The 24,648-nt window shown below is 68.8% G+C and carries 24 protein-coding genes and 2 rRNA genes; 5 read left to right on the top strand and 21 right to left on the bottom strand.

What is annotated here, in order from left to right:
* Positions 1-116: 116 nt before the first annotated feature.
* From aceK to V6M57_RS07700, 5 genes are all read right to left on the bottom strand, one after another.
* The gene (gene aceK / locus V6M57_RS07720; protein ID WP_332814407.1) at positions 117-1,913 is read right to left on the bottom strand and encodes a bifunctional isocitrate dehydrogenase kinase/phosphatase; all 1,797 of its coding nucleotides are present in this window, start codon (positions 1,911-1,913) and stop codon (positions 117-119) included.
* A 28-nt stretch (positions 1,914-1,941) separates the two neighbouring features.
* A complete protein-coding gene (gene can, locus V6M57_RS07715) occupies positions 1,942-2,595 on the bottom strand; it encodes a carbonate dehydratase (protein ID WP_332814406.1) in 654 nt (217 codons plus the stop codon).
* Positions 2,596-2,685: 90 nt separating this feature from the next.
* A complete protein-coding gene (locus V6M57_RS07710; RefSeq protein ID WP_332814405.1) occupies positions 2,686-3,864 on the bottom strand; it encodes an isovaleryl-CoA dehydrogenase in 1,179 nt (392 codons plus the stop codon).
* 19 nt (positions 3,865-3,883) lie between these two features.
* Positions 3,884-4,345 carry a PaaI family thioesterase gene (locus V6M57_RS07705; RefSeq protein WP_332814404.1) on the bottom strand — a complete coding sequence of 154 codons (462 nt, stop codon included), beginning with the start codon at positions 4,343-4,345 and terminating at the stop codon, positions 3,884-3,886.
* A 30-nt stretch (positions 4,346-4,375) separates the two neighbouring features.
* Complete coding sequence (locus tag V6M57_RS07700; RefSeq protein WP_332814403.1) at positions 4,376-4,789, bottom strand: MerR family transcriptional regulator; 414 nt, start codon at positions 4,787-4,789, stop codon at positions 4,376-4,378.
* A gap of 110 nt (positions 4,790-4,899) precedes the next feature.
* Between V6M57_RS07700 and V6M57_RS07695 the strand changes: the two genes are divergently transcribed.
* Positions 4,900-5,970 (top strand): MBL fold metallo-hydrolase, encoded by a 1,071-nt coding sequence (locus V6M57_RS07695; RefSeq protein WP_332814402.1) that lies wholly within the window; start codon positions 4,900-4,902, stop codon positions 5,968-5,970.
* A gap of 37 nt (positions 5,971-6,007) precedes the next feature.
* On the opposite strand, the gene V6M57_RS07690 is transcribed toward V6M57_RS07695, so the two are convergent.
* The 9 genes from V6M57_RS07690 to V6M57_RS07650 all read right to left on the bottom strand — a co-directional run bounded on the left by V6M57_RS07690 (position 6,008) and on the right by V6M57_RS07650 (position 15,064).
* Positions 6,008-6,925 (bottom strand): M48 family metallopeptidase, encoded by a 918-nt coding sequence (locus V6M57_RS07690; protein WP_332814401.1) that lies wholly within the window; start codon positions 6,923-6,925, stop codon positions 6,008-6,010.
* Between the two features lie 35 nt (positions 6,926-6,960).
* On the bottom strand, positions 6,961-7,695 hold the full coding sequence (locus V6M57_RS07685) for a lysophospholipid acyltransferase family protein (protein WP_332814408.1): 735 nt from the start codon (positions 7,693-7,695) through the stop codon (positions 6,961-6,963).
* A gap of 5 nt (positions 7,696-7,700) precedes the next feature.
* Complete coding sequence (gmhB, locus tag V6M57_RS07680) at positions 7,701-8,267, bottom strand: D-glycero-beta-D-manno-heptose 1,7-bisphosphate 7-phosphatase (RefSeq protein WP_332814400.1); 567 nt, start codon at positions 8,265-8,267, stop codon at positions 7,701-7,703.
* 13 nt (positions 8,268-8,280) lie between these two features.
* Positions 8,281-10,386 carry a glycine--tRNA ligase subunit beta gene (gene glyS, locus V6M57_RS07675; RefSeq protein WP_332814399.1) on the bottom strand — a complete coding sequence of 702 codons (2,106 nt, stop codon included), beginning with the start codon at positions 10,384-10,386 and terminating at the stop codon, positions 8,281-8,283.
* A complete protein-coding gene (glyQ, locus tag V6M57_RS07670; protein WP_332814398.1) occupies positions 10,386-11,315 on the bottom strand; it encodes a glycine--tRNA ligase subunit alpha in 930 nt (309 codons plus the stop codon). Before glyQ ends, glyS begins: the two co-directional genes overlap by 1 nt.
* Before the next feature lie 11 nt (positions 11,316-11,326).
* Positions 11,327-12,865, bottom strand: a complete 1,539-nt coding sequence (gene lnt, locus V6M57_RS07665) for an apolipoprotein N-acyltransferase (RefSeq protein WP_332814397.1) — start codon at positions 12,863-12,865, stop codon at positions 11,327-11,329.
* The gene (locus tag V6M57_RS07660) at positions 12,862-13,743 is read right to left on the bottom strand and encodes an HlyC/CorC family transporter (RefSeq protein WP_332814396.1); all 882 of its coding nucleotides are present in this window, start codon (positions 13,741-13,743) and stop codon (positions 12,862-12,864) included. Before V6M57_RS07660 ends, lnt begins: the two co-directional genes overlap by 4 nt.
* A gap of 93 nt (positions 13,744-13,836) precedes the next feature.
* Entirely contained in the window at positions 13,837-14,481 is a 645-nt protein-coding gene (locus V6M57_RS07655) for a GNAT family N-acetyltransferase (RefSeq protein WP_332814395.1), read from the bottom strand.
* Positions 14,482-14,581: 100 nt separating this feature from the next.
* On the bottom strand, positions 14,582-15,064 hold the full coding sequence (locus V6M57_RS07650; protein WP_332814394.1) for an Lrp/AsnC family transcriptional regulator: 483 nt from the start codon (positions 15,062-15,064) through the stop codon (positions 14,582-14,584).
* A 109-nt stretch (positions 15,065-15,173) separates the two neighbouring features.
* Here V6M57_RS07650 and hppD point away from each other — a divergent pair, with 109 nt between their 5' ends.
* Positions 15,174-16,316: a 4-hydroxyphenylpyruvate dioxygenase gene (gene hppD, locus V6M57_RS07645; RefSeq protein ID WP_332814393.1), complete on the top strand. Its 1,143-nt coding sequence runs from the start codon at positions 15,174-15,176 to the stop codon at positions 16,314-16,316.
* A 141-nt stretch (positions 16,317-16,457) separates the two neighbouring features.
* Entirely contained in the window at positions 16,458-17,072 is a 615-nt protein-coding gene (locus V6M57_RS07640; protein WP_332814392.1) for an adenylate/guanylate cyclase domain-containing protein, read from the top strand.
* Here the strand turns inward: V6M57_RS07640 and V6M57_RS07635 are convergent.
* The 5 genes from V6M57_RS07635 to V6M57_RS07615 all read right to left on the bottom strand — a co-directional run bounded on the left by V6M57_RS07635 (position 17,038) and on the right by V6M57_RS07615 (position 21,536).
* Positions 17,038-17,694, bottom strand: a complete 657-nt coding sequence (locus tag V6M57_RS07635) for a Crp/Fnr family transcriptional regulator (protein WP_332814391.1) — start codon at positions 17,692-17,694, stop codon at positions 17,038-17,040. The two genes, V6M57_RS07640 and V6M57_RS07635, sit on opposite strands and share 35 nt — an antisense overlap.
* Positions 17,695-17,761: 67 nt before the next feature.
* Positions 17,762-18,403, bottom strand: coding sequence for a helix-turn-helix transcriptional regulator (locus V6M57_RS07630; RefSeq protein WP_332814390.1), 642 nt, complete (start codon positions 18,401-18,403; stop codon positions 17,762-17,764).
* Positions 18,404-18,519: 116 nt separating this feature from the next.
* Complete coding sequence (locus V6M57_RS07625; protein WP_332814389.1) at positions 18,520-19,425, bottom strand: esterase/lipase family protein; 906 nt, start codon at positions 19,423-19,425, stop codon at positions 18,520-18,522.
* A complete protein-coding gene (locus V6M57_RS07620; RefSeq protein WP_332814388.1) occupies positions 19,425-21,023 on the bottom strand; it encodes a GMC family oxidoreductase in 1,599 nt (532 codons plus the stop codon). Before V6M57_RS07620 ends, V6M57_RS07625 begins: the two co-directional genes overlap by 1 nt.
* Positions 21,024-21,029: 6 nt before the next feature.
* A complete protein-coding gene (locus V6M57_RS07615) occupies positions 21,030-21,536 on the bottom strand; it encodes a hypothetical protein (RefSeq protein ID WP_332814387.1) in 507 nt (168 codons plus the stop codon).
* A gap of 67 nt (positions 21,537-21,603) precedes the next feature.
* Here V6M57_RS07615 and V6M57_RS07610 point away from each other — a divergent pair, with 67 nt between their 5' ends.
* A complete protein-coding gene (locus tag V6M57_RS07610; protein WP_332814386.1) occupies positions 21,604-22,344 on the top strand; it encodes an FFLEELY motif protein in 741 nt (246 codons plus the stop codon).
* A gap of 47 nt (positions 22,345-22,391) precedes the next feature.
* On the top strand, positions 22,392-24,083 hold the full coding sequence (locus tag V6M57_RS07605; RefSeq protein WP_332814385.1) for an AMP-binding protein: 1,692 nt from the start codon (positions 22,392-22,394) through the stop codon (positions 24,081-24,083).
* Positions 24,084-24,192: 109 nt separating this feature from the next.
* On the opposite strand, the gene rrf is transcribed toward V6M57_RS07605, so the two are convergent.
* Positions 24,193-24,305 (bottom strand): 5S ribosomal RNA (gene rrf / locus V6M57_RS07600).
* Between the two features lie 113 nt (positions 24,306-24,418).
* Positions 24,419-24,648, bottom strand: a 23S ribosomal RNA gene (locus V6M57_RS07595); the annotation flags it as partial.

Raw genomic sequence — 24,648 nt, 5'->3', positions numbered from 1 at the left:
AGAGCATGGCTGCGCGTGATCTGGCGCGCCTGGCAGGACCACAAACCCTACGATCCGGCACGCCACGGCGGGGCCAAACTGCTGCTTCAAACAGCGGGGGGTTGACACAGGGTGTCTCATGCGACCGTCGCCTCGGCCAGTTGCGCGAAGCGCTTGTCCTGGTCGTACGGGAAGACGTCTTCCACGTGCCCGGCGCGGATGCGCTGCTGGTGGGCCTGCCAGAACTTCGCGTCGAGCAGGTCGCCGTGGTGCTTCAGGAACACCTCGCGCACGGCGGGGTTGCCCAGCAGGAAAGGCCCGAAGGTTTCCGGGAACACATCCTTGCGGCCGACCGGGTACCAGATCTCGCCGGACAGCTCGTCCTCCTCGGTGCGGGCCGCCGGCACCTCGCGGAAGTGGCAGTCGGTGATGTATTCGATCTCGTCGTAGTCGTAGAACACGACCTTGCCGTTGCGGGTGACGCCGAAGTTCTTCCACAGCATGTCGCCCGGGAAGATGTTCGCCGCCACCAGGTCCTTGATCGCGTTGCCGTACTCGATCACCGCCCGCTCAACCTGCTCGTGCGCGCCGGCGTCGATCGCCTCCTTGAGGTAGATGTTCAGCGGGATCATGCGCCGCTCGATGTAGAGGTGCTTGATCACCACCTCCTCGTGCCCGTCGCGGTCGCGGTCGCCGATCTCCAGCTGGCTGGGCGCAAAGCGGCGGATCTCGTCCAGCAGGCCTTCCTCGAAGCGGTCGCGGTCGAACGCCACCTCGCTGTACTCCCAGGTGTCGGCCATGCGGCCGACCCGGTCGTGCTGCTTGACCAGCAGGTACTTGCGCTTGATCTGCTCGCGCGTGGTGTCCTTCTGCGGCGGGTAGAAGTCCTTGATCAGCTTGAAGACATAGGGAAAGGACGGCAGATCGAACACCAGCATCACCATGCCCTTGATGCCGGGCGAGATGCGGAACTTGTCGCTGGAGTGCTTCAGGTGGAACAGGAAGTCCCGGTAGAAGAGGTTCTTGCCCTGCTTGGCCAGCCCCAGCGCGTTGTAGAGCTCCGAGCGCGGCTTGCGCGGCATCAGCGAGCGCAGGAACTGCACGTAGGCGGCCGGGATCTCCATGTCCACCATGAAGTAGGCCCGGGCGAAGGAGAACAGCATCAGCAGCTCGTCTTCGCCGAACAGGCAGGCGTCGATGACCAGCTTGCCGTCCTCGTTGTGCAGGATGGGCAGCGCGAACGGTACCTCGTTGAACCCGTTGATCAGCTTGCCCACCACGTACGCGCCCTTGTTGCGGAAGAACAGGGACGACAGCACCTGGATCTGGAAGTTGGCGCGCAGCTTGACGTGGGCCAGGCGCGATCCCATCGCCTCCAGCACGTGGCGGGCGTCGCGGTCGAGGTCCTCGAACGGGCGGCGCAGCTGGAAGTTGGTGATGATGCGCACGATGTTCTCGTGCAGCGTGTCGCGCATCGGGTAGTAGGCGCGGTAGGTGGGCGTGGCCGCCGGCTCGTCGTTCTCGATGTACTCGGTGGAGACGGCCGGCCGCACGAAGATGAAGTCGTTCTGGAAATAGGTCCGGTGCAGGATCTTGGTGGTGACCGAGTTGAAGAAGGTCTCGGCGCATTCGGGCTGGTGGTGGTCGATCAGCAGGCCGATGTAGTGCAGCTTGGCCTGGTGCCAGACCGTCATCGGCTGCTCGCCGGCCTTGAACTCCTTTTCCAGCCGCGCCACCGCTTCCTTGACCCGCAGGTCGTAGAACTCGATGCGCTCGCGCTGGGCGCGCTGCTGGCCGTGCCAGTCGGCGGTCTCGAAGCGGTGCTTGGCGCGCTGCGACTCCAGCCGGAACAGCCGGTAGTGCCGGTTGAAGCCGTCGAGCATCGCCTTGGCGATGTCGTAGGCGAGCGTGGAGTCCAGCCGCTGCGGGAACATGGGTCTGTTCGCGTGGCTGCCGGCGCGATCAGCGCCGCGCGTCGACCACGGCGCGGATGGCGGCCCGGTACTGCGGCTCCAGCTCCTGCGCGCTGGTCACGTCCATGTGCAGGTCCTGCAGCAGCCCGTCGTGGATGCCGTAGGCCCAGCCGTGCACCGCCACCTGCTGCCCCTTGGCCCAGGCGTCCGCCAGCACCGTGCTGACGCACAGGTTGACGACCTGCTCGATCACGTTCAGTTGCACCAGCGTGTCGGTGCGCTGCTCGGGCGATACGTTCGCCAGGATGCCGCGGTGCCGGTCGCGCACGTCCTGGATGTGCCGGATCCAGTTGTCGGCCAGGCCGATGCGCATGTCGTTGAGCGCCGCCTGCACGCCGCCGCAGCCGTAGTGCCCCACCACCATGATGTGGCGCACCTTGAGCATCTCGACGGCGAACTGGATCGCCGACAGCGCGTTCAGGTCGGAGTGCACCACCACGTTGGCCACGTTGCGGTGCACGAACACCTCGCCGGGCTCCAGCCCGGTGATCTGGTTGGCCGGCACGCGGCTGTCGCTGCAGCCGATCCACATGTACTGCGGGCGCTGCTGCTTCTGCAGGCCGCTGAAGAAACCGGGGCGCTCGGTCTCCATCCGGGCGGCCCAGGCGCGGTTGTGAGCAAAGAGTTCCTGGATGTCGGGCATGCCGTATTGTCCTTTCAGCTCATTCCCGCGGGCTGCGGGAATCCAGTGCTTGCGTAGTCGTACCTAAGGGATGCCATGGATCCCGGGAGATCACATCGTCTCGGCGAACAGCTCCCGCCCGATCAGCATCCGCCGGATCTCGCTGGTGCCGGCGCCGATCTCGTAGAGCTTGGCGTCGCGCCACAGGCGCCCCAGCGGGTACTCGTTGATGTAGCCGTTGCCGCCGAACACCTGGATGCCCTCGCCGGCCATCCAGGTGGCCTTCTCGGCGCACCACAGGATCACCGAGGCGCAATCCTTGCGCACCTGGCGAACGTGCTCCGCGCCCAACATGTCGAGGTTCTTGCCGACCGTGTAGCAGAAGGCGCGCGCCGCCTGCAGCACGGTGTACATGTCGGCCACCTTGCCCTGGATCAGCTGGAACTCGCCGATGCTCTGGCCGAACTGCTTGCGGTCGTGGATGTAGGGCACCACGTTGTCGAGCACCGCCTGCATGATCCCGATCGGCCCGGCCGCCAGCACGGCGCGCTCGTAGTCCAGGCCGGACATCAGCACCTTGGCGCCGCCGTTGACCGCGCCCAGCACGTTCTCGGCCGGCACCTCGACGTCCTGGAACACCAGCTCGCCGGTGTGGCTGCCGCGCATGCCCAGCTTGTCGAGCTTCTGCGCGATCGAGAAGCCCTTCATGGTCTTCTCGATCAGGAAGGCAGTGACGCCGCGGGCACCCAGCTCCGGCTCGGTCTTGGCATAGACCACCAGCGTGTCGGCATCGGGGCCGTTGGTGATCCAGAACTTGCTGCCGTTGAGGACGTAGTAGCCGCCCTTGTCCTCGGCCTTGAGCTTCATCGAGATCACGTCGCTGCCGGCGCCCGGCTCGCTCATGGCCAGTGCCCCGACGTGTTCGCCCGAAATGAGCTTGGGCAGGTACCTCTTCTTCTGCGCCTCGCTGCCGTTGCGCTTGATCTGGTTGACGCACAGGTTGCTGTGCGCGCCGTACGACAGGCCCACCGAGGCGGAGGCGCGCGAGATCTCCTCCATCGCCACCATGTGCGCCAGGTAGCCCATGTTGGCGCCGCCGTATTCCTCGGGCACGGTGATGCCCAGCACGCCCAGCTCGCCCATCTTGCGCCACAGGTCGGCCGGGAACTGGTCGCTGCGGTCGATCTCGCCGGCGCGCGGCGCGATCTCGGCCTCGGCAAAGGCGCGCACCGCCTCGCGCAGCGCGTCGATGTCTTCGCCCAACTGGAAATTCAGGCCCGGCAGGTTCATGGGTGCTCCTTGTGCTGCTCTAGTGTTTGATGTCTTCGCGGCCGCCGACCGCCATCATGGTCGCGCTCATCGTCGCCACCAGCTTCTCGCGCCCTTCGTCGAGTGCATACGCGCGGCCTTCCACCACGCTGATCGTGCGGCCCGGCTTGACCACGGCCCCGACCATGCGGAAACGCTGGCCCTTGGCCGGCGCCAGAAAGTTGACCTTGTATTCGATGCTCAGCACGCCCACGTCCGCGGGCATCAGCGTGGAGGCGGCATAGCCGCAGGCCGAGTCGAGCACGGCGCCGACGATGCCGCCGTGCACGAAGCCGTGCTGCTGGGTCACGTGCGCGGCCCAGGGCAACTGGATCTCGACCTCGCCCGGTTCGGCGCGGACCATGCTGGCGCCCAGGGTCTGCATGGCGGTCTGGCGCGCAAAGCTGGCCCGGACGCGGGATTCGAACTCGGGATCCAGGGGCTGGAAGTCGTTGGCGACCATGGCACGCATTGACGTTTACGTAAACGTCAATTATGCCTGCCGCGCGCGCGGGCTTTCTTTCTCGATCCGCCCCAGCAGGGTGCGTGCCTCGCGCTCGTGTTCCCGGACCTCGTCCAGGTTCGCCTGCAGGTCGCCCAGCTGTTCTTCCAGCTGCTTGCGATGCTGCGCCAGGATCGCGAGGAACTTGCGCAGTTGCGGGCCGGTGTCGCGCGGGCTGTCGTACATGTCGATCAGCTCGCGCGCCTCGGACAGCGACAGTCCCAGCCGCTTGGCCCGCAGCGTCAGCTTCAGCCGGGTGCGGTCGCGCGCGCTGTAGACCCGGTTGCGCCCACCCGGCCCCGACCGTTCGGGCTGCAGCAGCCCCATGTCCTCGTAGAAGCGCATGGCCCGGGTGGTGAGGTCGAATTCGCGGGCGAGATCGCTGATGGTGTAGGTGATGGCCATTCGACGGGCTGTACGGCGGGGGACAGGGACGCGCGGCGGAGGGTCCCTAGAATGGCGATTACATCTGACGTTTACGTCAACGTCAATTCAAAACGGACCGCAGGACCCCCATGAATCCGCAGGAAGCACAGCTGAACTACCCCTTGGGCGACGCCCTCCCGCCGCCCGGCCGGACGCTGGAGGTCGCGCCGGGCCTGCGCTGGATCCGCATGGCGCTGCCGTTCGCGCTGGACCACATCAACCTGTGGCTGATGCGGGACGAGCTGGACGGCCGGCAAGGCTGGAGCGTGGTGGACTGCTGCATCACCCGCGACGAGGCCAAGGCCCAGTGGGAAGAGGTGTTCGCCTCCTCGCTGGAGGGGCTGCCGGTGCTGCGCGTGATCGTCACGCACATGCACCCCGACCACATCGGCCTGGCGCACTGGCTGTGCCGGCGCTGGACCACCGCGGAGCACACCTGCCGCCTCTGGATCAGCGCCACCGACTTCAATGCGGCCCGGGTCGCGTCGCAAAGCACGACCGGCTTCGGCGGCGCCGCGGCCGCCGATTTCTTTGCCTCGCACGGCCTCACCGATCCGGACGCGATCGAGAAGATCCGGGCCCGCGCCGGCTACTACCCGAGCATGGTGCCGGACGTGCCGCGCAGCTTCCGCCGGCTGCAGGACGGCGACGTGGTCCGCATCGGCGGCCGCGACTGGCAGTGCATCGCCGGCCATGGCCACGCGCCCGAGCACATCTCGCTGTTCTGTCCCGAGCTGAAGGTGCTGGTCAGCGGCGACATGGTGCTGCCGCGCATCTCCACCAACATCAGCGTCTACGACGTGGAGCCGGAATCGGACCCGCTGCGGCTGTTCCTGGCCTCGATCGACCGGCTGCGCCGCTTGCCGGCCGACACGCTGGTGCTGCCTTCGCACGGCAAGCCGTTCACCGGGCTGCACCGCCGCATCGAGCAGTTGCACGAGCACCACCGCGAGCGCCTGGCCGACGTGCTGCAGGCCTGCGCCCAGCGACCCCGCTCGGCGGCCGAGATGCTGCCGGTGCTGTTCAAGCGCACCCTGGACCTGCACCAGACCACCTTCGCCATGGGCGAAGCGGTGGCGCACCTGCATGCGCTGTGGTACCGGGGCGAGCTGCGGCGCGAGCGCGGCGCGGACCGCGTCTGGCGGTTCGCGAAGGCATGACGGACGACGAATGACGGGGCCGTCCGTCGTTCGCCATCTACCAGCCCGGCAGCGCCTCGTCCTTGAGCTGGCCGCGCAGCTGCGCGTAGTCGGGCACCACGGTGGCGACCGTGTCCCAGAACTTCGGGCTGTGGTCCATCACCCGCAGGTGCGACAGCTCGTGGGCGACCACGTAGTCGATCACCGGCAGGCGGAAGTGCACCAGCCGCCAGTTCAGCCGGATGGTGCCGTCCGAGTGCGCCGTGCCCCAGCGCGTGCCGGCGTTGCTCAAGGCCAGCTTGCGCCACTGCACCGACAGCTGCGGTGCGAAATGGTCCAGCCGCTCGGTGAACAGGCGCCGCGCCTGCCGCATCAGCCAGGCCTGCACCACGTCGCGGATCTGCTCGGCGGCCGCGTCGTGCGGCAGCCCGACGTGCAGCGTCAGGCGCGGCACGCCGGGCAACGCCTGCGCCTCGGTGTTCAGCACGGCACCCGTGCCGCGGCGGGGGTCCAGCACCACGATCACCGGCTCGCCCAGGAACGGAAAGCACGCACCGTCCTTCCACTCGATGCGGGCCGACTCCAGCTGGTCGCGGCGCTGGCGCGCCGCCTGCAGCTTGGCCAGGATCCAGCCTGACTTCTCCTGCACCGCGGCATCGACCTCGCGCAGCGGCACCCAGGCCGGCGCGCTGACGGTCAGGCCCTCGGCGCCGACGAGGAAACCGATGCTGCGGCGCCGGCGGCGGCGGAATTCGTAGGCCACGAAGGTGCCGGCCAGGGTGGCCTGCCGGTTGGCGCGCGGATGGTGGAAGGTGGCCGGCGCCAGCACGGCGTGCAGCGGCTCGGCCGGCGGGGCGGGCGGCCCGGGCCGCGTGGCGGGCTCCGCAGGAACAGGCGCCGGGGCGGCGGGCGCTGCCGGCCGCTGGCCGGGCGCGCCATCGAGAAAATCGAGCGTGAGCTGCAGGAACTTCAGCACGGGCGGCAGTATAGGCAGCGCGCGCCGGCTCGCTGCTAGCGGTAGGCTTCGGGATCGAGCCGGCGCATTTCGGCTTCGATCCAGGCCTCCACCTCGCGCATCAGTTCGTCCGGGTCGCGGCCCTGGCTGGGGATTGGCCGCCCGATCACGACATCGACCAGTCCGGGCCGCTTGATGAACGCCTTGCGCGGCCAGACCTTGGCCGAGCTCACCGCAACCGGAACCACGGGCGCCCCCGTCGCCACCGCCAGGCGGGTGCCGCCGGTCTTGTAGGTGCCCTGCCGGCCTCGCGGAATGCGCGTGCCCTCGGGGAACATGATGATCCAGACGCCCTGCGCCAGCAGGCGCCTGCCCTGCTCGACCACCCGGTTGAAGGCCTGGGCGCGCTTGCGGCGGTCGATGTGGATCATGTCCATGCGGCCGATCGCCCAGCCGAAGAAGGGGATGTGGATCAGCTCCCGCTTGAACACGTAGGCCAGCGGGTGCGGCATCAGCGTGGGCATGAGGAAGGTCTCCAGCGTCGACTGGTGCTTGACCAGCAGGATCGCGGGGCTGGTCCTGCCGTCCGGCAGGTGCTCCATGCCCGTCACGCGCACCTCGATGCCGCACAGCAGGCGCGCCGCGCCGACCTGCCAGCGCAGCCAGCGCACCGCCTTCCAGTACATCTCCTCGCCACTGGCCCAGAGCGAGGCGACCACCATCCAGAGGGCCCAGGGCACCACCGTCACCAGCATCCACAGCGCGTGCAGCGCCGAGCGCAGGAACGCCACCATGCTCAGGCCTGGGGACGCGGCGCCGGCCGCCCCACCAGGTATTCGGCGAACGCCGCCAGGTCCTCGTGCACCCGGGTCCCGGGCGGGAAGGTGTCCGGCAGCGCGCGGCCGCGGAACTCGGCGCCCTTTCCGGTCAGCACCAGGTGCGGCTCGCATCCGACGGCCGCGGCTGCCTGCATGTCCCGCAGCCCGTCGCCGACCACGGGCACGCCCTTGAGCTCCACGCCGAAGCGCTCGCCGATCTGTTCGAACAGGCCCGCCATCGGCTTGCGGCAGCCGCAGCCGTCCTCCGGCGTGTGCGGGCAGTAGAAGATGGCGTCGACGCGCCCGCCGTGCACGGCCAGCAGCTTGTGCATCTTGGCGTGCATGGCGTTGAGCGAGGCCACGTCGAACAGGCCGCGGCCCAGTCCCGACTGGTTGGACGCGATCGCCACGCGCCAGCCGGCGTGGTTCAGCCGGGCGATCGCTTCCAGCGCGCCCGGCAGCGGCTCCCATTCCTGTGGCGACTTGATGTAGTCGTCGCTGTCGGCGTTGATGGTGCCGTCGCGGTCGAGGATGACGAGCTTCATGCGACGCGCGTGCTCAGCCGGCCAGCCGCGACAGGTCGGCCACCCGGTTCATGGCCTTGTGCAGGGTGGCCAGCAGCCCCAGCCGGTTCAGCCGCAGGTCGGTCTCCTCGGCATTGACCATGACGCCGTCGAAGAAGGCATCGACGGGCGCGCGCAGCGCCGCCAGCGTCTGCAGCGAGCCGGTGTAGTCGCCCGCCTCGAACTGCGCCTGCGCGGCCGGCGCGGTTTCGCGCATGGCGGCGTGCAGCGCCTTCTCGGCGGCTTCGCGCAGCAGCGCTTCGCTCGCATGCGGATCCACCGGCCCGTCCGCCTTCTTCAGGATGTTGCCGATGCGCTTGTTGGCGGCGGCCAGTGCCGCCGCCTCGGGCAGGGCCGCGAACGCGCGCACCGCCGCCAGGCGCTTGCCGATGTCGCCCAGGCGTTGCGGCCGCAGGGCCAGCACGGCGTCGACCTCCTGCGCCGTGTAGCCCTGCTCGCGCAGCAGGCCCGCCAGCCGGTCGTAGATGAAGTCGGCCAGCTGGGCCCCGGTGCCCGCCGGCGCCTGGGGGAACAGCGCCAGCGATTCGGCGATCAGCTGGTCCAGGTCCAGGGGCAGGTCGCGCTCGAGCAGCATGCGCACGATGCCCAGTGCATGGCGCCGCAGCGCGAACGGATCCTTGTCGCCGCTGGGCAGCTGGCCGATCGAGAACAGCCCCGCCAGGGTTTCCAGCTTGTCGGCCAGCGCCACCGCGATGCCCACCTCGCCGCGCGGCAGGCTGTCGCCGGCGAAGCGGGGCTTGTAGTGGTCCTCGATCGCGTCGGCCATCCCGGCCGGCACGCCGTCGGCCAGCGCGTAGTAGCGGCCCATGGTGCCCTGCAGTTCGGGGAACTCGCCGACCATGTCGGTCAGCAGGTCGGCCTTGGCCAGGCGCGCCGCCTTGTCGGCGTGCACGGCCAGCTCGTCGCTGCCCATCTGCGCGCCGATCACCTTGGCCAGCGCGCGCACGCGCTCGACCCGCTCGCCCTGGCTGCCCAGCTTGTTGTGGTAGACCACCTTGTCCAGGCCCTCCACGCGCGACTCGAGCGGCTTCCTGCGGTCCTGGTCGAAGAAGAACTTGGCGTCGGCCAGGCGCGGGCGCACCACGCGCTCGTTGCCGCCGATCACGGCGCCCGGGTCTTCGGGGCGTACGTTGCTCACCACCAGGAAGCGGTGGGTGAGCTTGCCACGCGTGTCCAGCAGGGGGAAGTACTTCTGGTTGGCCTTCATGGTGAGGATGAGGCACTCCTGCGGCACTTCCAGGAACTGGCGCTCGAACTGGCACGTCAGCACGTTGGGCTGCTCGACCAATGCGGTCACTTCGTCGAGCAGGGCGTCGTCCTCGATCGCGCGGGCGCCGGCACCGACCTTTTCGGCGGCGGCGGCAATCTGGCGCGCGATCTCGGCGCGGCGCTCCTCGAAGCTGGCGATCACCGCGCCCTGCTCGCGCAGCACGCGGGCGTACCCGTCCGCATCGGGCACCGTGACCGCTCCGGCCGACTCGAAGCGATGGCCCTGTGTCACGCGGCCGGCCTGCAGGCCCAGGGCCTCGACCGGAACCACCTCGCTGCCGTGCAGCGCGACCAGTGCATGTGCCGGCCGCACGAACCTGACGTCGGTCCAGCCATCGGCCAGCTGGTAGGTCATGACCTTGGGGATCGGCAGCCGCGCGATGGCTTCGGCCAGGGCCTTCTGCAGCCCCTCGGCCAGGGTGGCGCCGCGCGCGGTGCTCTCGTGGAACAGGGCTTCGGCCTTGCCGTCGACCGCGCGCCGGAGGCCCGCCACGGCGGAGGCGTCGGCACCCACGGCCTGCAGCTTCTTCAGCAGGGCCGGCGTCGGCCGGCCCTGCGCGTCCAGGCCCACGCTCACCGGCATCAGCTTCTGCGACACCGCCCGGTCGGCGGCGCGACCGGCCACCTGCGTGACGTGCGCGGCCAGGCGGCGCGGCGAGGCGTACGGCGTCAGGACGGAATCGTCGCCGGCGAGGCCTTGCGCCCTCAGCTGCTCCAGCAGCGTGGCACCGAACGCCTCGCCCAGCTTCTTCAGCGCCTTGGGCGGCAGCTCCTCGACCAGCAGTTCGACCAGCAGGTTGGCAGCGGCCATCACGCGGCCTCCAGCAGCTTGTCGGCCACCATCTTCGCGGTGGCGGCTTCGGCCCAGCCCGGGGGCGCCATCGGGAACCCCAGCCGCTGGCGGCTGAGCAGGTAGCTGTGCGCCACGCTGCGCGCGAGGTTGCGGATGCGGCCGATGTAGGCGGCGCGCTCGGTGACGCTGATCGCGCCGCGCGCGTCCAGCAGGTTGAAGGAATGCGCCGCCTTGAGCACCTGCTCGTAGGCCGGCAGCGCCAGTTGCTGCTCCATCAGGTGCTGCGCCTGCTTCTCGTGCGCGCCGAAGGCCGTGAACAGGAAGGCCGCGTCGCTGTGCTCGAAGTTGTAGGCCGACTGCTCGCGCTCGTTCTGCAGGTACACGTCGCCGTAGCTCAGGCCTTCGGTCCAGGCGAGGTCGTAGACGTTGTCCACGCCCTGCAGGTACATGGCCAGCCGCTCCAGGCCGTAGGTGATCTCGCCGGTGGCCGGCTTGCAGTCGATGCCGCCGACCTGCTGGAAGTAGGTGAACTGCGTCACCTCCATGCCATTGAGCCAGACCTCCCAGCCCAGCCCCCAGGCGCCGAGCGTGGGGTTCTCCCAGTCGTCCTCGACGAAGCGGATGTCGTTCTGCTTCAGGTCGAATCCCAGCGCGGTCAGCGAGCCGAGGTACAGCTCGAGGATGTCGGCCGGCGCCGGCTTGAGCACCACCTGGTACTGGTAGTAGTGCTGCAGCCGGTTGGGGTTTTCGCCGTAGCGGCCGTCCTTGGGCCGGCGGCTGGGCTGCACGTAGGCGGCTTTCCAGGGCTCGGGACCGATCGCGCGCAGGAAGGTGGCGGTGTGCGAGGTGCCGGCGCCCACCTCCATGTCGTAGGGCTGCAGCAGCGCGCAACCCTGGGCATCCCAGTACGCCTGCAGCTTGAGGATGATTTGCTGGAAGGTGAGCATTTGGACCGATTTTAAGTGGCCGCCCTCCTGCGAAGCTGCAGCAGTGCTGCGAAAACAGGAGCAAGCCCCAGCAGCCAGAGCGGCCACAGGCCCAGGCGCGAAACCCACCACGCGTACGGGGTCACGCCTTCGCGGCCCTGGACCGTGCCCGTCAGCACGCCGCGGGTGAAGCGTGAGAGCGCATGCGTCACCCGGCCGCGGTGGTCGATGATGGCGGTGGCGCCGGTGTTGGTCGCGCGGATCACCGGGCGCGCGAATTCGATCGCGCGCATGCGGCTGATGTGCAGGTGCTGGTCGATGGCCACCGTGTCGCCGAACCAGCCGATGTTGCTCACGTTGACGAACACCGTCGGGGCCTGCTGCGGATCGACGAAGCGCCTGGCCAGCTCCTCGCCGAACAGGTCCTCGTAGCAGACGTTGGGGGCCAGCCGCTGCCCCTGCCACTCGAACGAAGGCTGGCCCACGGCGCCGCGGTTGAAGTCGCCCAGCGGAATGTTCATCAGGTCGGTGAACCAGCGGAACAGGGGCGGGATGAATTCGCCGAACGGCACCAGGTGGTGCTTGTCGTAGCGGTAGGCCTGCGCACCCGGCTTCAGGCCCACCACCGAATTGGTGTAACCCTGCTCGAAGCTGCCCAGCGGCAGGCCGACGAGGGCCGCCTGCCCGGTGCCCTGGCCGAAGCGGCCGGCCAGGGCCTGCCAGAAACCCTCCGGCAACTGCTGCGGCAGCAGGGGAATGGCGGTTTCCGGCGCCACCGTCAGGCTGGAGCGGCTGTCCTGCAGTTGCTGCCCGTACCACTGCAACGCGAGCGGTACGCCGCTGCCCGGCTCGAATTTCTCGTCCTGCGGAATGTTCCCCTGCAGCAGCGTCACCGACAGGGGCGCACCGGCAGACTCGCCGTGGCTGGTTTCGACCTGCGCACAAGCGGCCAGCACCAGGGTTGCGCCGGCAAGTCCGGCCCAGTACAGGCGCGAGCGGCGCAACACGTGCAACCGCGACAAGGCAAATGCGAGCGCCGCCGCGACGAAACCGATGCCATGGACACCCACCCAGGGCGCCAGGACGGCCAGCGGCCCCGCCACGTGGGCGTAGCCGCCAGCGCCCCACGGGAAGCCGGTGAACCATTCGACACGCAGCAGTTCCGCCAGCAGCCACAGCGCGCCGAACGCGCCAGCCCCCCCCCACACGCTGGAGGGCGAGAGCCAGCGCAGCAGCGCGGCGGCCACCGCGTAGTAGGAGCCCAGGAACGCGGCCAGCGCCAGCACCGCGGCGGCAGCCAGGGGGGCAGCCAGGCCGCCGTAGGTGTGCATGGAGATGAACAGCCACCAGAAGGTGCCGGCGAGCCAGGCCGTGGCAAAGACCCAGCCGCAGACCAACGCCTGCCGCACCGAACCGGTGGCGAGCACGGTGGCGGCGAGCACGGCGAGCGATGCCACCTGGAGCCACCACAGCGGCTGCCCCGATCCCGGCCAGGCAATGGAGACGGCCTGCGCCAGCCCGGCGCCCAGGGCCAGCACGCCCCAGGTCAAGGGCGCGGCCGCGCGGGTCACCCGGCGCGGTCGTCCGGGGCGGCCGGCGACACCTTGAACCAGCGCACGGCGCCGCCCTTGGTGTGCAGCACGACGAAATCGAGGCCGCCGATGCGGTGGCTTTCGCCGCGGCGCGGCACATGGCCCATCTCGTGCGCGATCAGGCCACCGATGGTCTCGAAGCGGCCCTCCTCCTCGGCGTCACTGGGCGACAGCGTGACGCCGAAGGCCTCGCCCACGCGCTCGATGTCGGTGTCGCCGCTCACGCGCCAGGTGCGGTCGGCCAGCGCGAAGATGTCACCGTCCTCCTCGCCGATGTCGAACTCGTCCTCGATCTCACCGACGATCTGCTCGAGCACGTCCTCGATGGTGATCAGGCCGGCGATGCGGCCGAATTCGTCGACCACCACGGCCAGGTGGTTGCGGTTGCCGCGGAACTCGCGCAGCAGGTCGTTCAACCCCTTGCTTTCCGGCACGAACACGGCCGGGCGCAGCAGCGCGCGCACGTTCAGGTCCGGCGAGCGCTGCAGCTTGAGCAGGTCCTTGGCCAGCAGGATGCCGATGATGTTCTCGCGCTCGCGCTCGTAGACCGGGAAGCGCGAGTGCGCGGTGCCGATGACCAGGTGCAGGAGCTCGTCGTAGGGAGAGTCGATGTCGATCAGGTCCATCCTCGGCGCCGCCACCATGACATCGCCGGCGGTGAGGTCCGCCATGCGGATCACGCCTTCGAGCATCACGCGGGATTCGGCGTCGATGACCTGGTTGTCTTCGGCGTCGGCGAGGGTGGAAATCAGTTCATCGCGGGAGTCCGGGCCCGGATGGATGAACTCGGCGACCTTCTGCAGGAACGTGCGACGATCTTCCTTGTCGTGGGATCGCGCAGGGTGGGGGTCGGACACAGCCTTGGGATGCAGGACGTGCGGTGGTTGGGGGACGACTAGGATAGCGCAATCGCTTTTTGCCGCGCCCCGCCCGGGCCCCTGCGCCGTCGATCAGCTGCCGGACTTGTGCCGGCCCTCGCGCACGCCCTGCCGGGTCTCCTGCAAGCCCGCCAGGAAGGCCCAGAAGCTGCGCGCCTGCTGCTTGAGCCGGTAGTCGGTCTGGGCCAGCTGCTCGTCCACCAGTTCGCTCATGCGTGTGTCCAGCGTCGCCGGTGGCAGCCGCAGGTGGGCCTCGGTCTCGCTGCCGAAGCGCTCCAGCCTGGCGCCGGCATCCTTCGCGATCTTGAGCATCGCCTTGTTCTCGCTGAGCGCATGGATGAACAGCAGGTCCACGCCCTCGTTGCGCGCGTGCACGACGGCGCGCTCGAACAGGCGCCGGCCGTACCCCCGGCCGCGCGCCTTGGCCAGCACCGAGACGCCGAACTCGGCGCAGCGGCTGGCTTCCGGATCGCGCGAGAACGCCAGGTGCGCCATCGCGATCAGCTCGAGCTTGCGGTTGTAGATGCCGAAGATGTCGTCGTGCTCGAAGTCGAGCTGGTCGACGTGGCGCCGGATCTGCTCGTCGGTGGCGGAGTAGCCGAACCGCAGGTAGCGGTCGTTGGCGTCCAGCGCCAGCAGGTGCGCGGCGATGCGCTCGCGGTGGCGCGGCCCCAGCGAGCGGATGGGCACGATGGCCGGTTCATTCGATGCAGCCATGGGTTCAATTTAAGGTCTTTGGCGGCGCACGGAAGCCCTTGCCGCCAAGGCAGGTAGTTCTACCTAGACCGGCGCATGCGCGAAAAACCGGCGCCGCGCACTACACCGGCACGGCCGTGGTCGCCTTGACGCTGTCGAGCACGAAGCTGGTCTTGCAGTCCTGCACGCTGGGGTGCTTGAGCAGCGTGTCCATGATGAAGCGGCTGTAGTGGCCCATGTCCTGCACCACCACCCGCAGCAGGAAATCCATCTCGCCGGTCAGCGCGGCGCATTCGACCACTTCCGGCCAGCCCTGCACGCTGGCGCGGAACACGTCCATCGGGTTGCGCTTGTGCGTCTCGGTGTGCTTTTCCAGCCGCACGTTGATGTAGGCGGTCAATCCCAGCCCGACCGCTTCAGGCCGTACCAGGGCCACGTAGCGGTCGATCACGCCGGCTTCCTCCAGGCGCTTGACCCGCCGCAGCACGGCGCTGGGCGACAGGCCGACCTGCTCGCCGATCAGGTCATAGGTTTCCCGGCCGTTCTGTTGCAGCGCCCGCAGGATCGCCCTGTCGAGCTTGTCAAGTGCGGCAACTTCGGGCATGGCGCAATTTTATTGATCGAACCCGCCGTTTCATGCGTTCGTACGGCAAAAAACTGAGCGCGCCGGCCCCTACAGTGGCAGCCTGCGTTGCCCCAGGAGACCGGCGCCCATGATTGCTGCACTGCCCGCCCAAGCGACCCAGGCCACCCCGGCCTGGGACAACCCGATGGGAACCGACGGCTTCGAGTTCATCGAGTACGCCGCGCCGGACCCCCGGGCCATGGGCGAACTGTTCGAGCGCATGGGGTTCCGTGCCATCGCCCGCCACCGCCACAAGGACGTGGTGCTGTACCGGCAGGGCGGCATCAACTTCATCGTCAACGCGGAACCGGATTCGTTCGCGCAGCGATTCGCCCGCCAGCACGGCCCCAGCATCTGCGCCATCGCCTTCCGGGTGCAGGACGCCAAGGCGGCCTACGAGCGGGCCGTCTCGCTGGGCGCCTGGGGCTACGCCGGGCGGGCCGGCCCGGGCGAGCTGAACATCCCGGCGATCAAGGGCATCGGCGACAGCCTGATCTACCTGGTGGACCGCTGGCGCGGCAAGAACGGCGCGCGCGAGGGCGACATCGGCAACATCGGCTTCTACGACGTCGACTTCGCGCCGCTGCCGGGCCTGGACGCGCAGGAGGCGCTGGACCCGCGCGGCCATGGCCTGACCTACATCGACCACCTGACGCACAACGTGCACCGCGGGCGCATGGCCGAATGGTCGGAGTTCTACGAGCGGCTGTTCAACTTCCGCGAAGTCCGCTACTTTGACATCGAGGGGCAGGCCACCGGCGTCCGGAGCAAGGCCATGACCAGCCCGTGCGGCAAGATCCGCATCCCGATCAACGAGGAAGGCAACGACACGGCCGGCCAGATCCAGGAATACCTGGACAAGTACCGCGGCGAGGGCATCCAGCACATCGCGCTGGGCTCGGACGACCTCCAGGAGACGGTCGATGCGCTACAGATGGCCGGCATCCAGCTGCTGACCACCAGCGAGACCTACTACGAGCTGCTGCCCAAGCGCATTCCGGACCTGCAGGAGGACGTGGAAGGGCTGAAGCAGCGCAACATCCTGGTCGACGGACAGCCGGGCGAACTGCTGCTGCAGATCTTCAGCGAGAACCAGCTCGGCCCGATCTTCTTCGAGTTCATCCAGCGCAAGGGCAACCAGGGATTCGGCGAGGGCAACTTCAAGGCCCTCTTCGAGACCATGGAACTGGACCAGATGCGGCGGGGCGTGCTGGCGCCGCCGCCACACTGAACGGCTGACTTTTGTCAGAACCCTGTCAGTTCTGACAGGGCTGGGCGGCCTCCGACTGGCCGCGCGTCGTGCGGAGGGATTGCGCGCATCGTCACCAATGTGACAATTCGAAACTCATCCGTCGCCAGCCCGCCCGCCGCCATGACCCAAGACTCCCTGCCCGAGTTCGTGCGGCTCACGGGAGTCATCCTGATCCTGGACGTGGTCGAATCGGTCCGGCTGATGGAAGTCGACGAGAGCGGCTACATCCAGCGCTGGCAGCGCTTCGTGCGCGAGATCCGCGAGGAGGTGCTGCCGGAATTCTCAGGCCGGATCCACAAGAGCACGGGCGACGGCTTGCTGATCGAGTTCCGCACGCCCGCGCAGGCGGTGCAGGCCGCGTTCGGGTTGCTGCGGACCTGCGCCGCGATCAACGCGGAACTGCGCCAGGACGACCACATGCGCCTGCGCATCGCCGCCCACGTCGCGCAGTTCGTCGTCGACGAGTACGACATCTATGGCTGCGGCATCAACCTGGCCCACCGGCTATTGCAGCTGGCCACGCCAGGCGAGGTCTGCATCAGCGCCACCTTTCGCAGCCTGCTGGACGAGAACACGCCCGCGCGCGTGGTGGACTGCGGCATGCACCAGTTGCGGCACGTGCGCGAGCCGGTGCGCGTCTACAAGGTGCAGCCGGCCGGGAGTGACGCTGGGCCCGGGGGTCCGTTGCTGCAGGCCGGCGCTACCAGCGCGCCGGCAGCTTGCGTTGCAGCGTGATGCGCTTGACGCCCAGCTCCACGTAGCCGCCCCGCTCCAGGTCTTTGAGCAGGCGGCTGACCATCTCGCGCGAGGAGCCGACACGGCTGGCGATGGCCTGGTGCGTGATCGGCGACAGCACGATCGGCCGACCCGGCGCCGCCGGCCCCTCGTGAGCCTCCAGCGCGCGCACCACCCTGCCGTAGACGTCCAGCAGCGCCAGCTCGCGTGCCTTCTGGGTGGCTTCGCGCACGCGGCGGATCATGCGGGTCACCAGCTCCTGGGCGAAGGCCGGCTCCCCGGCCAGCTGCTCACGGAAAGCGTCGCTGCCGACGATGGCGCACAGGCAGGGTTCGAGCGTCATCACGGAAGCGCAACGCGGCCCACCGTCCAGCCACATCTCGGCGAAGTAGTCGCCCGCGCCGACCACGCTGTAGATGATCTCGTGGCCCTCGGCGTCGGTGGAATAAACCTTCACCTTGCCCTGCAGCAGCACGAAGGTGGAGTCGCCGCGCTCGCCCTCGTGCACCAGGATCGTGTTCTTGCGGTAGCTGCGCACGACGCCCCTCAGGGCCATCGCCCGAATGCTGGGGGAGAGCGAGGAGAAGAGGCGGTCGCGCGCCGCCGGGTCCAGCGTGGTCATCGTGGCCTGCCTCCGTGCGGCGGCACTCTAGCAGAGGGCCCGCCGCCCGCCAACGCGAAGGCCGTGCTCAGTGGATGGCCTCGCAAAGCAGTGCCGGGGCGACCGGCGGCAGCATCGCGACCCGATTCACGAGTTCGCGCACGCCGCTCGAGCGGGTCTTGGCGCACAGGCTGCGCACATGGCTGCGAACGGTGGACACCGCCACGTGCAGTTGCTCGGCCACCTCGGGCGCCGAGTAGCCCTGGCACAGGATGGCCAGCACGTTCTCCTCGGTGGACGTCAGCGCGTGGCTGCGAGCGAAGAAGAACAGCATCAGCGACCCACACACCGAGGGGCGGGAGAACAGCAGGGCGGCGTGCGCCGGCCCGGGACCGGCATTGCGGCGCACCGGCACCACGGCCAGGCTCACCCGCCCCGATTCGGCGGCGCCCAGCGAGATCAGGCTGCGCTTGCCGTCCACGGCCTTGGCCAGGGCTTCCTGCAGCACCTTGGTGTCGTCCGGCAAGCGCGCGCGCAGGCGCCCGTTCTGCAGGCCGACCGCCCGCCTGCGCTCGAGTTCGTGGCGCGCGGCATGGTTGGCATGCACCACCTCGCCTTCCCCGGTGGCGACGGCCACGCCATACGCCAGTTCATCCAGTACCAGGTCGAGCAGCACCGGCGAGATCCACCTCGACTCGGCACGCAGCGCTTCTCCCTTGTTCGTGTCCATTGGCCTCCCCTCCTTGTGGCGGGCAGAGATTAGGGAGGTGGCCGCCCGCCCGCCAGTGAATATCGCCGGCGCTTCCTGTGACTTGATTCACGCGGCGGCGCAGGTGTCACGCCCGCTCAGAGGCGTCGGGCGAGGGCGAAGACCTCCTGCACCAGCGCCGGTCGGAAAGCCAGGTCCACGTGGGCGGCCCCCAGCAGCAGGCGGTTGTCGGCACCGGGCAGGGTCGCCGTGGTGGGCGGGAACACGATGTTGTCGCAGTTGGTGTACCAGCAGGTGAACAGGTGTGCGGCCTCCGGCTCGCCGCCCGGCAGTGCGGCGAGCCAGTCGCAGCCGACCCGCATCTGGCGCCCGTTGGGCATGCGGCTGAAGCGGGCCAGCCAGGTCCCGTGGTGGGGCGAGCCGATGGTGACCACGTGTGCGGCGCGGTGCCCGCTCCGCTCGCGCCGCATCCAGGCCCGCGCCGCCAGGCCACCCATGCTGTGGCACACCAGCAGCGGCGGGCGGCCGGTGGCGGCCTGCACGCGGGCCACGGCCTCTCCGATGGTGTCGCAGTAGTCGTCGATCGAGCAGAACACCGGCTCGAGGTTGACCGCGACGAAGGCATGGCCGCGCGCGCGCGCCTCTCGCAGCCAGGGGGTCCAGAAGCCCCGATTGCACAGGAATCCGTGCACGAAGACGATGCCGACCGCGCCCGGCTCGCCTTGCAGATGGTCGGGCTCCTTGCGCCAGGCGAAAGGCTGGCGCCAGCCGAACACCCGGGTGGCAAACGCCACTTCCCGCAGCCAGGCGCCGAACAACTGGCCGGGACCCGCGCGCGGCGCCGGATCGCCTTCGCTGGCCAGCGGCAACAGCAGGAATTCCAGGGCGAGCACCCAGGCATGGATGAACAGGATGGCCAGCGCGCCCGCAAGGGCCCAGACCGGCGAGCGACTCCAGAGCACAAGCAGCCAGGCGAGGGCCGCAGCCACCACGACGAGCGTCGTGGCTTTCTGCAGCAGGGCGAGCCGGGACCGGGTGGGCATCAGGCGAGCAGGGCGTCGGCGCCGCCGAGCCGGCGGGCGAGTCCGTGGGCGAGACGGTTGACGATGCCATAGATCGACAGTTGCGGGTTCGCGCCCACGCTGGTCGGGAACAGCGAGCCGTCGTGCACCGAGAGGTTGTCCAGTTGCCAGTGCACGCCGTCGGGCCGCGTGACCCCCAGCGCCGGATCGGCCGCCAGGCCGCAGCCCCCCATGACGTGCGCGCTCACCACCTTGGTCAGCAGCGGCTTCATGGGCAGCGTGGCGACGGCGTCCTTCGCTTCGCCCCAGCTGCGATAGGGCTGCGCGAGTTCGTGCACGGGCAGCACCCGCCTCGCGCCAGCCGCGAACTGGATTTCCATCATGCTGAGCAGCGCACGCCGCGCGCCTTCCATGACGAACTCCGTCAAGGGATAGTCCAGTTCGGGCGAGCCGTCGGCGCGCAGGCGCACCGAGCCGCCGGGCGATTGCTCGTGGAAGCCATCGCGCAGCAGCGCGATCAGCACGTGCGTGTAGGGAAACTGCCGCATCAGTTCGGCATGGGCTGTCCCGTAGCCGATGACGGTCGAGGCGAAGATCACCGGGTGCACCGGCGGCGCTTCCAGCTTGTAGCCGATCGGACCGTCGATCGGCTGCGTCTCCAGGAAGTGGTCGGAATAGAGCGTCTGGGGCGCGCCTTGCCAGCCCCGGACCTCGCGATCGAAGTGGGCGGCCGAAAGCACCACCGGGTGCAGGAACGTACGCTTGCCCAGGCGCCCGTGGGGGTCGGGTGCCTGCGATCGCAACAGGACGGCCGGGGAGTTGATGGCCCCACCGGCGAGCACATAGTGGCGCGCGGTGATCCGCGTCGACTGACCCTCGCCGGAGGCCGGCACGCAGACCAGCGCGGCGACGCGACCGTTGGCGATCTCGAACCGGTCGGCGCGTGTCTCGACCAGCATTTGCGCGCCGTGGTCCAGTGCCCACGGAAGGGTGGTGACCAGCATGGACTGCTTGGCATTGGTCGGGCAGCCCATGCCGCACGAGCCCAGGTTCCAGCAGCCCTTCACGTTGCGCTGGATCGAAGCGGCGGCGATGCCCAGCCGGGCCGCCCCTCGCCGCAGCAGGTCATTGTTCTCGTTGGCCGGCATCAGCCAGGGACCGATCGACAGGCGGCGTTCGGCCTGCTCGAACCAGGGCGCCAGTTCGTCGTTGCCGAACCCGCGCAGCCCGAAGTGCCGCTGCCAGTAGTCCAGCGTTGCCACGGGCGTGCGGAACGAGCTGGTCCAGTTCACCGTGGTGGAGCCGCCCACGCAGCGGCCCTGCAGGATGGTGATCGCCTTGTCGCGGGTCTTGCGCGCGGCGCTTTCCTGGTAGAGCGACGGATAGGCCTCGGACTCGAGCTGGTGGAAGTCGCTGCTGCTCCTGAGCGGCCCCTCCTCGATCACCAGCACCTGCAGTCCGGCCTTGGCGAGCATCTCCGCGCTGATGCCCGCACCGGCGCCGGAACCGATGATGGCCACGTCGCAGCCCAGTTGCGCGGGCGGCTCTCCATGGGCGCCGCCCGCCACGCGCCAGCCCCGCGCCAGGCCTTCACGAATCGGATCGGGCAGGCGGCTCATGGCGTCTCAGATGTCGATCGGACCCGGGTAGCCGAGCTGGCGCCAGGTGCCGCGGTCGGAGAAGTAGGCGGCGGCCGTGATGTCGTGCAGCGCGTGGTAGGCCTGCTGGCGCAGCGAGAGCGTGGAAACGCGCATGGATTGCAGCGCCTGCTGGATCTCGGCGGCGGTCGCGTCGGACCAGTCCGGGGAAAGGCCGGCGAGTGTGCGGCGCCCCAATCCGGCGGCCAGGAGCGAAAGCAGCTGCGAGAGCTCCTGCCGGGCATGCGCGGGGAGCGAGGCGACCAGCGCATCCACGCGGTCGACCAGGCCGGCCAGGGCTGCGGCGTGCTCCGCCGGCTGCGCCGGCAGGCTGCCTTCGAGCAGGCCGCGGCCTACGTGGGTGAACACGCGCCTGCCCGCAGCGGCGAGCCGGCCGTCCCGCAGGCCGGGATCGAGCAGCGCCACGTTGCCACCGCCGATGGCCAGCGCCACGGTGGCAGCGACGCCGAGCTTGAGCCAGCTTCTCCTGCGCATCGGATCACTATGGCAGGGTGGGCGCTGCGGCGGTAGAGCACCTCGCCTAGTTAGACTGCAGGGCTGAATGGAAGCCGCCCGCGCCATCCGCGATGCCGTCGCCGCCGTGGCGAGCCTGCGGCAATCGGCGGCCGGCGATGCGCGGCTGCTGGACGCGCTGGGCGAGCTCAAGCGGCTGCAGTCGCGGCGCTTTGCCGGAACCTACGCCGACCTGCTGCAGGGCGGCCTGTACCAGCCGGCCGCGGCATTCTTTCTCGAAGAGCTGTACGGCGACAAGGACTACGCACGCCGCGATGAGCAGTTCGCGCGCATCGCCGGCGCGATCGAAACCCTGTTTCCTGCCCACGTGGCCGAAACGGCGGCCGCCTTGGCAAGGCTGCACGCGCTGACCGAGGACCTCGACCTGCAGATGTCCCGCCTGTGGCTGCAGCACGATGAGCAGGAGTCCGCCGCCCGGCGCTACGCCGCCGCCTGGCGGGAGCTGGGCCGGCGGCAGGAACGCGAAGACCAGCTCCATTCGGTGATCCGGCTCGGCGAGGAACTCGCCCGGCTGACGCGCATGCCGGGGCTGCGAACCATGCTGCGCATGATGCGGGGACCGGCATCGGCGGCGGGGCTGGGTGCCTTGCAGCATTTCCTCGAATCCGGTTTCGACACCTTTGCCGGGATGTCGCGCCGGCGCGGGGCGGTCGAGGATTTCCTGGGCACCGTGCAGCAGCGCGAGGAGGCGCTGTTCGCGCTGCTTTACGAGCAGGATCTTGGCGTGTGCGAGACGGAGCTCTCGCGCATCCTAGGACAAGCACGGTAGCCCGCCTCCGGCGGGCTGTCGACAATCGCCCGCAGAGGAGACCACCGATGCAAAGACCGTGGCTGCACAGCTATCCCGAGGGCGTCCCGCACGAGATCGACCCCGAGCAGTATGCGTCGCTGGCCCAGTTGCTCGAGGAGTCGTTCCGCAAGAACGCGACGCGGCCCTTCGCGGTCTGCATGGAGCGCTGGATGTCGTACGCCGAACTGGACCGGCAATCCGCGGCGCTCGGTGCATGGCTGCAGGCCCAGGGGTTGGAGGCCGGCGCACGGGTGGCGCTGATGTTGCCCGACATTCCCCAGTTCCCGGTCAGCATGGCGGCGGTCCTGCGCGCGGGCTACACCTGCGTGAACGTCAACCCGCTGTACACCGCTCGTGAACTGCAGCACCAGTTGAAGGACTCCGGCGCGACGGCGATCGTGATCCTCGAGAACTTCGTGCACACGCTGGCCGAAGTGATCGACGATACGCCGGTGCAGCGTGTCGTGATCGCGTCCATGGGCGACCTGCTGGGGTTCTGGTATGGACGCTGGATCACTTTCGCCGTACGGCATCTGGCCAGGATGGTGCCGCCTTACCGGCTGCCGCTTACCGGCGGGCGCCAGGTGACTCCGTTTGCACGCGTGCTGTCGCGCGGGGCTTCGCTGGCCCTGCGCCCCGCGCAGCAGACACTGGATTCCGTGGCATTCCTGCAATACACGGGCGGGACGACGGGGCTGTCCAAGGGTGCCGTGCTCACGCACAGGAACATCGTCGCGGCGATCCTGCAGGCGGAGGCATGGTTCACCCCTGCGCTGGGCAAGGTCGGGGACATCCGCAAGGCCAACTGCATCGCGGCGCTCCCCCTGTACCACATCTTCGCCCTGACGCTCTGCCTGCTGACGATCCGCTGGGGCGCGCACCTGACGCTGATCCCCAATCCGCGCGACATCGCCAGCTTCATCGGCGCGCTCAAGCGCAGGCCGTTTCACCTGCTGCCGGCCGTCAATACCCTGTTCAACGCGCTCCTGCAGCACCCGCAGTTCCGTGGCACGGATTTCTCGCAACTGTGCGTGTCGCAGGCGGGGGGAATGGCGGCCTCGGAGGGGACGGCTCGCGCCTGGAAGAAGGCGACCGGTTGCGTGATGGTGGAGGGCTGGGGCATGAGCGAAACCTGCGCCATCGGTACCAACAACCCGGTCACCTCCACCGAGTTCTCGGGCACGATCGGCCTGCCCCTTCCCGGCGTCGAGATTGCGATCAAGGACGATGACGGTCGCAGCCTCGCGCCGGGGGCGGCCGGCGAGATCTGCATCAAGGGGCCGAACGTGATGACCGGCTATTACCGGCAGCCGGAAGAAACCCGCAGGGCGTTTACCGCAGACGGCTTCATGCGCACCGGGGACATCGGGGTGATGGACGAGTTCGGCTACACCCGCATCATCGACCGCAAGAAGGACATGATCCTGGTCAGCGGATTCAACGTGTTTCCAAGCGAACTCGAGAACGTGATTTCCATGTGCCCCGGCGTGCTGGAGTGCGCCGCGATCGGGGTTGCCGACGACAAGCAAGGCGAGGCCATCAAGGTGTTCGTGGTCAAGAGCGACCCCGTGCTGACGGAGGACGACGTCGATGCCTTCTGCCGGCAGAACCTCACCGGCTACAAGGTGCCGCGCTACTTCGAATTCCGCGACGAACTACCCAAGAGCAACGTGGGCAAGATCCTGCGCCGGGAACTGCGCGCCGCCAGGCAGGACTAGACGGTCGCATCCCCGTGCGCGCGTAGCGTAGTCTCCGCAGACCCGGGCGCATTCGTCGCCCGAAAAGCAAAAGGCCCGGCATTTCTGCCGGGCCTTCGCCGCTGTAGTAGCCTGACGATGTCCTACTTTCACACGGGAATCCGCACTATCATCGGCGCAGAGGCGTTTCACTGTCCTGTTCGGGATGGGAAGGAGTGGGACCACCTCGCTATGGTCATCAGGCATAACTTTTTGCCACCTTGCCTTGCGGGCAAGACGACCAATCCATAGAGCAAATCAGCTTTATTTCGATTGCGCCGACCGGCATAACCACTTGATCGACAGATCAAAGTTATAGGGTCAAGCCGCACGAGCAATTAGTACTGGTTAGCTTAACGCATTGCTGCGCTTCCACACCCAGCCTATCAACGTCCTGGTCTAGAACGACTCTTCAGGGGGCTCAAGGCCCCGGCAGATCTCATCTTGGAACGAGTTTCCCGCTTAGATGCTTTCAGCGGTTATCTCTTCCGCACTTAGCTACTCGGCAATGCCACTGGCGTGACAACCGATACACCAGAGGTGCGTC

It is taken from the genome of Ramlibacter sp. (assembly GCF_036676645.1).
Classification (GTDB): Bacteria; Pseudomonadota; Gammaproteobacteria; order Burkholderiales; family Burkholderiaceae_C; genus Ramlibacter.
The sequence above is the reverse complement of the archived record's forward strand: the minus strand, read 5'-3'. Positions and strand labels throughout refer to the sequence as shown.

What these genes read in the sequence shown, in the direction of transcription:
- V6M57_RS07635 (WP_332814391.1), bottom strand. Translation starts at nt 17,694, where the DNA reads ATGACCACGCTGGACCCGGCGGCGCGCGACCGCCTCTTCTCCTCGCTC.
- V6M57_RS07705 (WP_332814404.1), bottom strand. Translation starts at nt 4,345, where the DNA reads ATGGTCGCCAACGACTTCCAGCCCCTGGATCCCGAGTTCGAATCCCGC.
- V6M57_RS07615 (WP_332814387.1), bottom strand. Translation starts at nt 21,536, where the DNA reads ATGCGCAGGAGAAGCTGGCTCAAGCTCGGCGTCGCTGCCACCGTGGCG.
- V6M57_RS07630 (WP_332814390.1), bottom strand. Translation starts at nt 18,403, where the DNA reads ATGGACACGAACAAGGGAGAAGCGCTGCGTGCCGAGTCGAGGTGGATC.
- V6M57_RS07700 (WP_332814403.1), bottom strand. Translation starts at nt 4,789, where the DNA reads ATGGCCATCACCTACACCATCAGCGATCTCGCCCGCGAATTCGACCTC.
- glyQ (WP_332814398.1), bottom strand. Translation starts at nt 11,315, where the DNA reads ATGCTCACCTTCCAGCAAATCATCCTCAAGCTGCAGGCGTACTGGGAT.
- glyS (WP_332814399.1), bottom strand. Translation starts at nt 10,386, where the DNA reads ATGGCCGCTGCCAACCTGCTGGTCGAACTGCTGGTCGAGGAGCTGCCG.
- can (WP_332814406.1), bottom strand. Translation starts at nt 2,595, where the DNA reads ATGCCCGACATCCAGGAACTCTTTGCTCACAACCGCGCCTGGGCCGCC.
- V6M57_RS07710 (WP_332814405.1), bottom strand. Translation starts at nt 3,864, where the DNA reads ATGAACCTGCCGGGCCTGAATTTCCAGTTGGGCGAAGACATCGACGCG.
- V6M57_RS07640 (WP_332814392.1), top strand. Translation starts at nt 16,458, where the DNA reads ATGACCCAAGACTCCCTGCCCGAGTTCGTGCGGCTCACGGGAGTCATC.
- hppD (WP_332814393.1), top strand. Translation starts at nt 15,174, where the DNA reads ATGATTGCTGCACTGCCCGCCCAAGCGACCCAGGCCACCCCGGCCTGG.
- V6M57_RS07695 (WP_332814402.1), top strand. Translation starts at nt 4,900, where the DNA reads ATGAATCCGCAGGAAGCACAGCTGAACTACCCCTTGGGCGACGCCCTC.
- aceK (WP_332814407.1), bottom strand. Translation starts at nt 1,913, where the DNA reads ATGTTCCCGCAGCGGCTGGACTCCACGCTCGCCTACGACATCGCCAAG.
- gmhB (WP_332814400.1), bottom strand. Translation starts at nt 8,267, where the DNA reads ATGAAGCTCGTCATCCTCGACCGCGACGGCACCATCAACGCCGACAGC.
- V6M57_RS07605 (WP_332814385.1), top strand. Translation starts at nt 22,392, where the DNA reads ATGCAAAGACCGTGGCTGCACAGCTATCCCGAGGGCGTCCCGCACGAG.
- V6M57_RS07650 (WP_332814394.1), bottom strand. Translation starts at nt 15,064, where the DNA reads ATGCCCGAAGTTGCCGCACTTGACAAGCTCGACAGGGCGATCCTGCGG.
- V6M57_RS07655 (WP_332814395.1), bottom strand. Translation starts at nt 14,481, where the DNA reads ATGGCTGCATCGAATGAACCGGCCATCGTGCCCATCCGCTCGCTGGGG.
- V6M57_RS07610 (WP_332814386.1), top strand. Translation starts at nt 21,604, where the DNA reads ATGGAAGCCGCCCGCGCCATCCGCGATGCCGTCGCCGCCGTGGCGAGC.
- V6M57_RS07625 (WP_332814389.1), bottom strand. Translation starts at nt 19,425, where the DNA reads ATGCCCACCCGGTCCCGGCTCGCCCTGCTGCAGAAAGCCACGACGCTC.
- V6M57_RS07620 (WP_332814388.1), bottom strand. Translation starts at nt 21,023, where the DNA reads ATGAGCCGCCTGCCCGATCCGATTCGTGAAGGCCTGGCGCGGGGCTGG.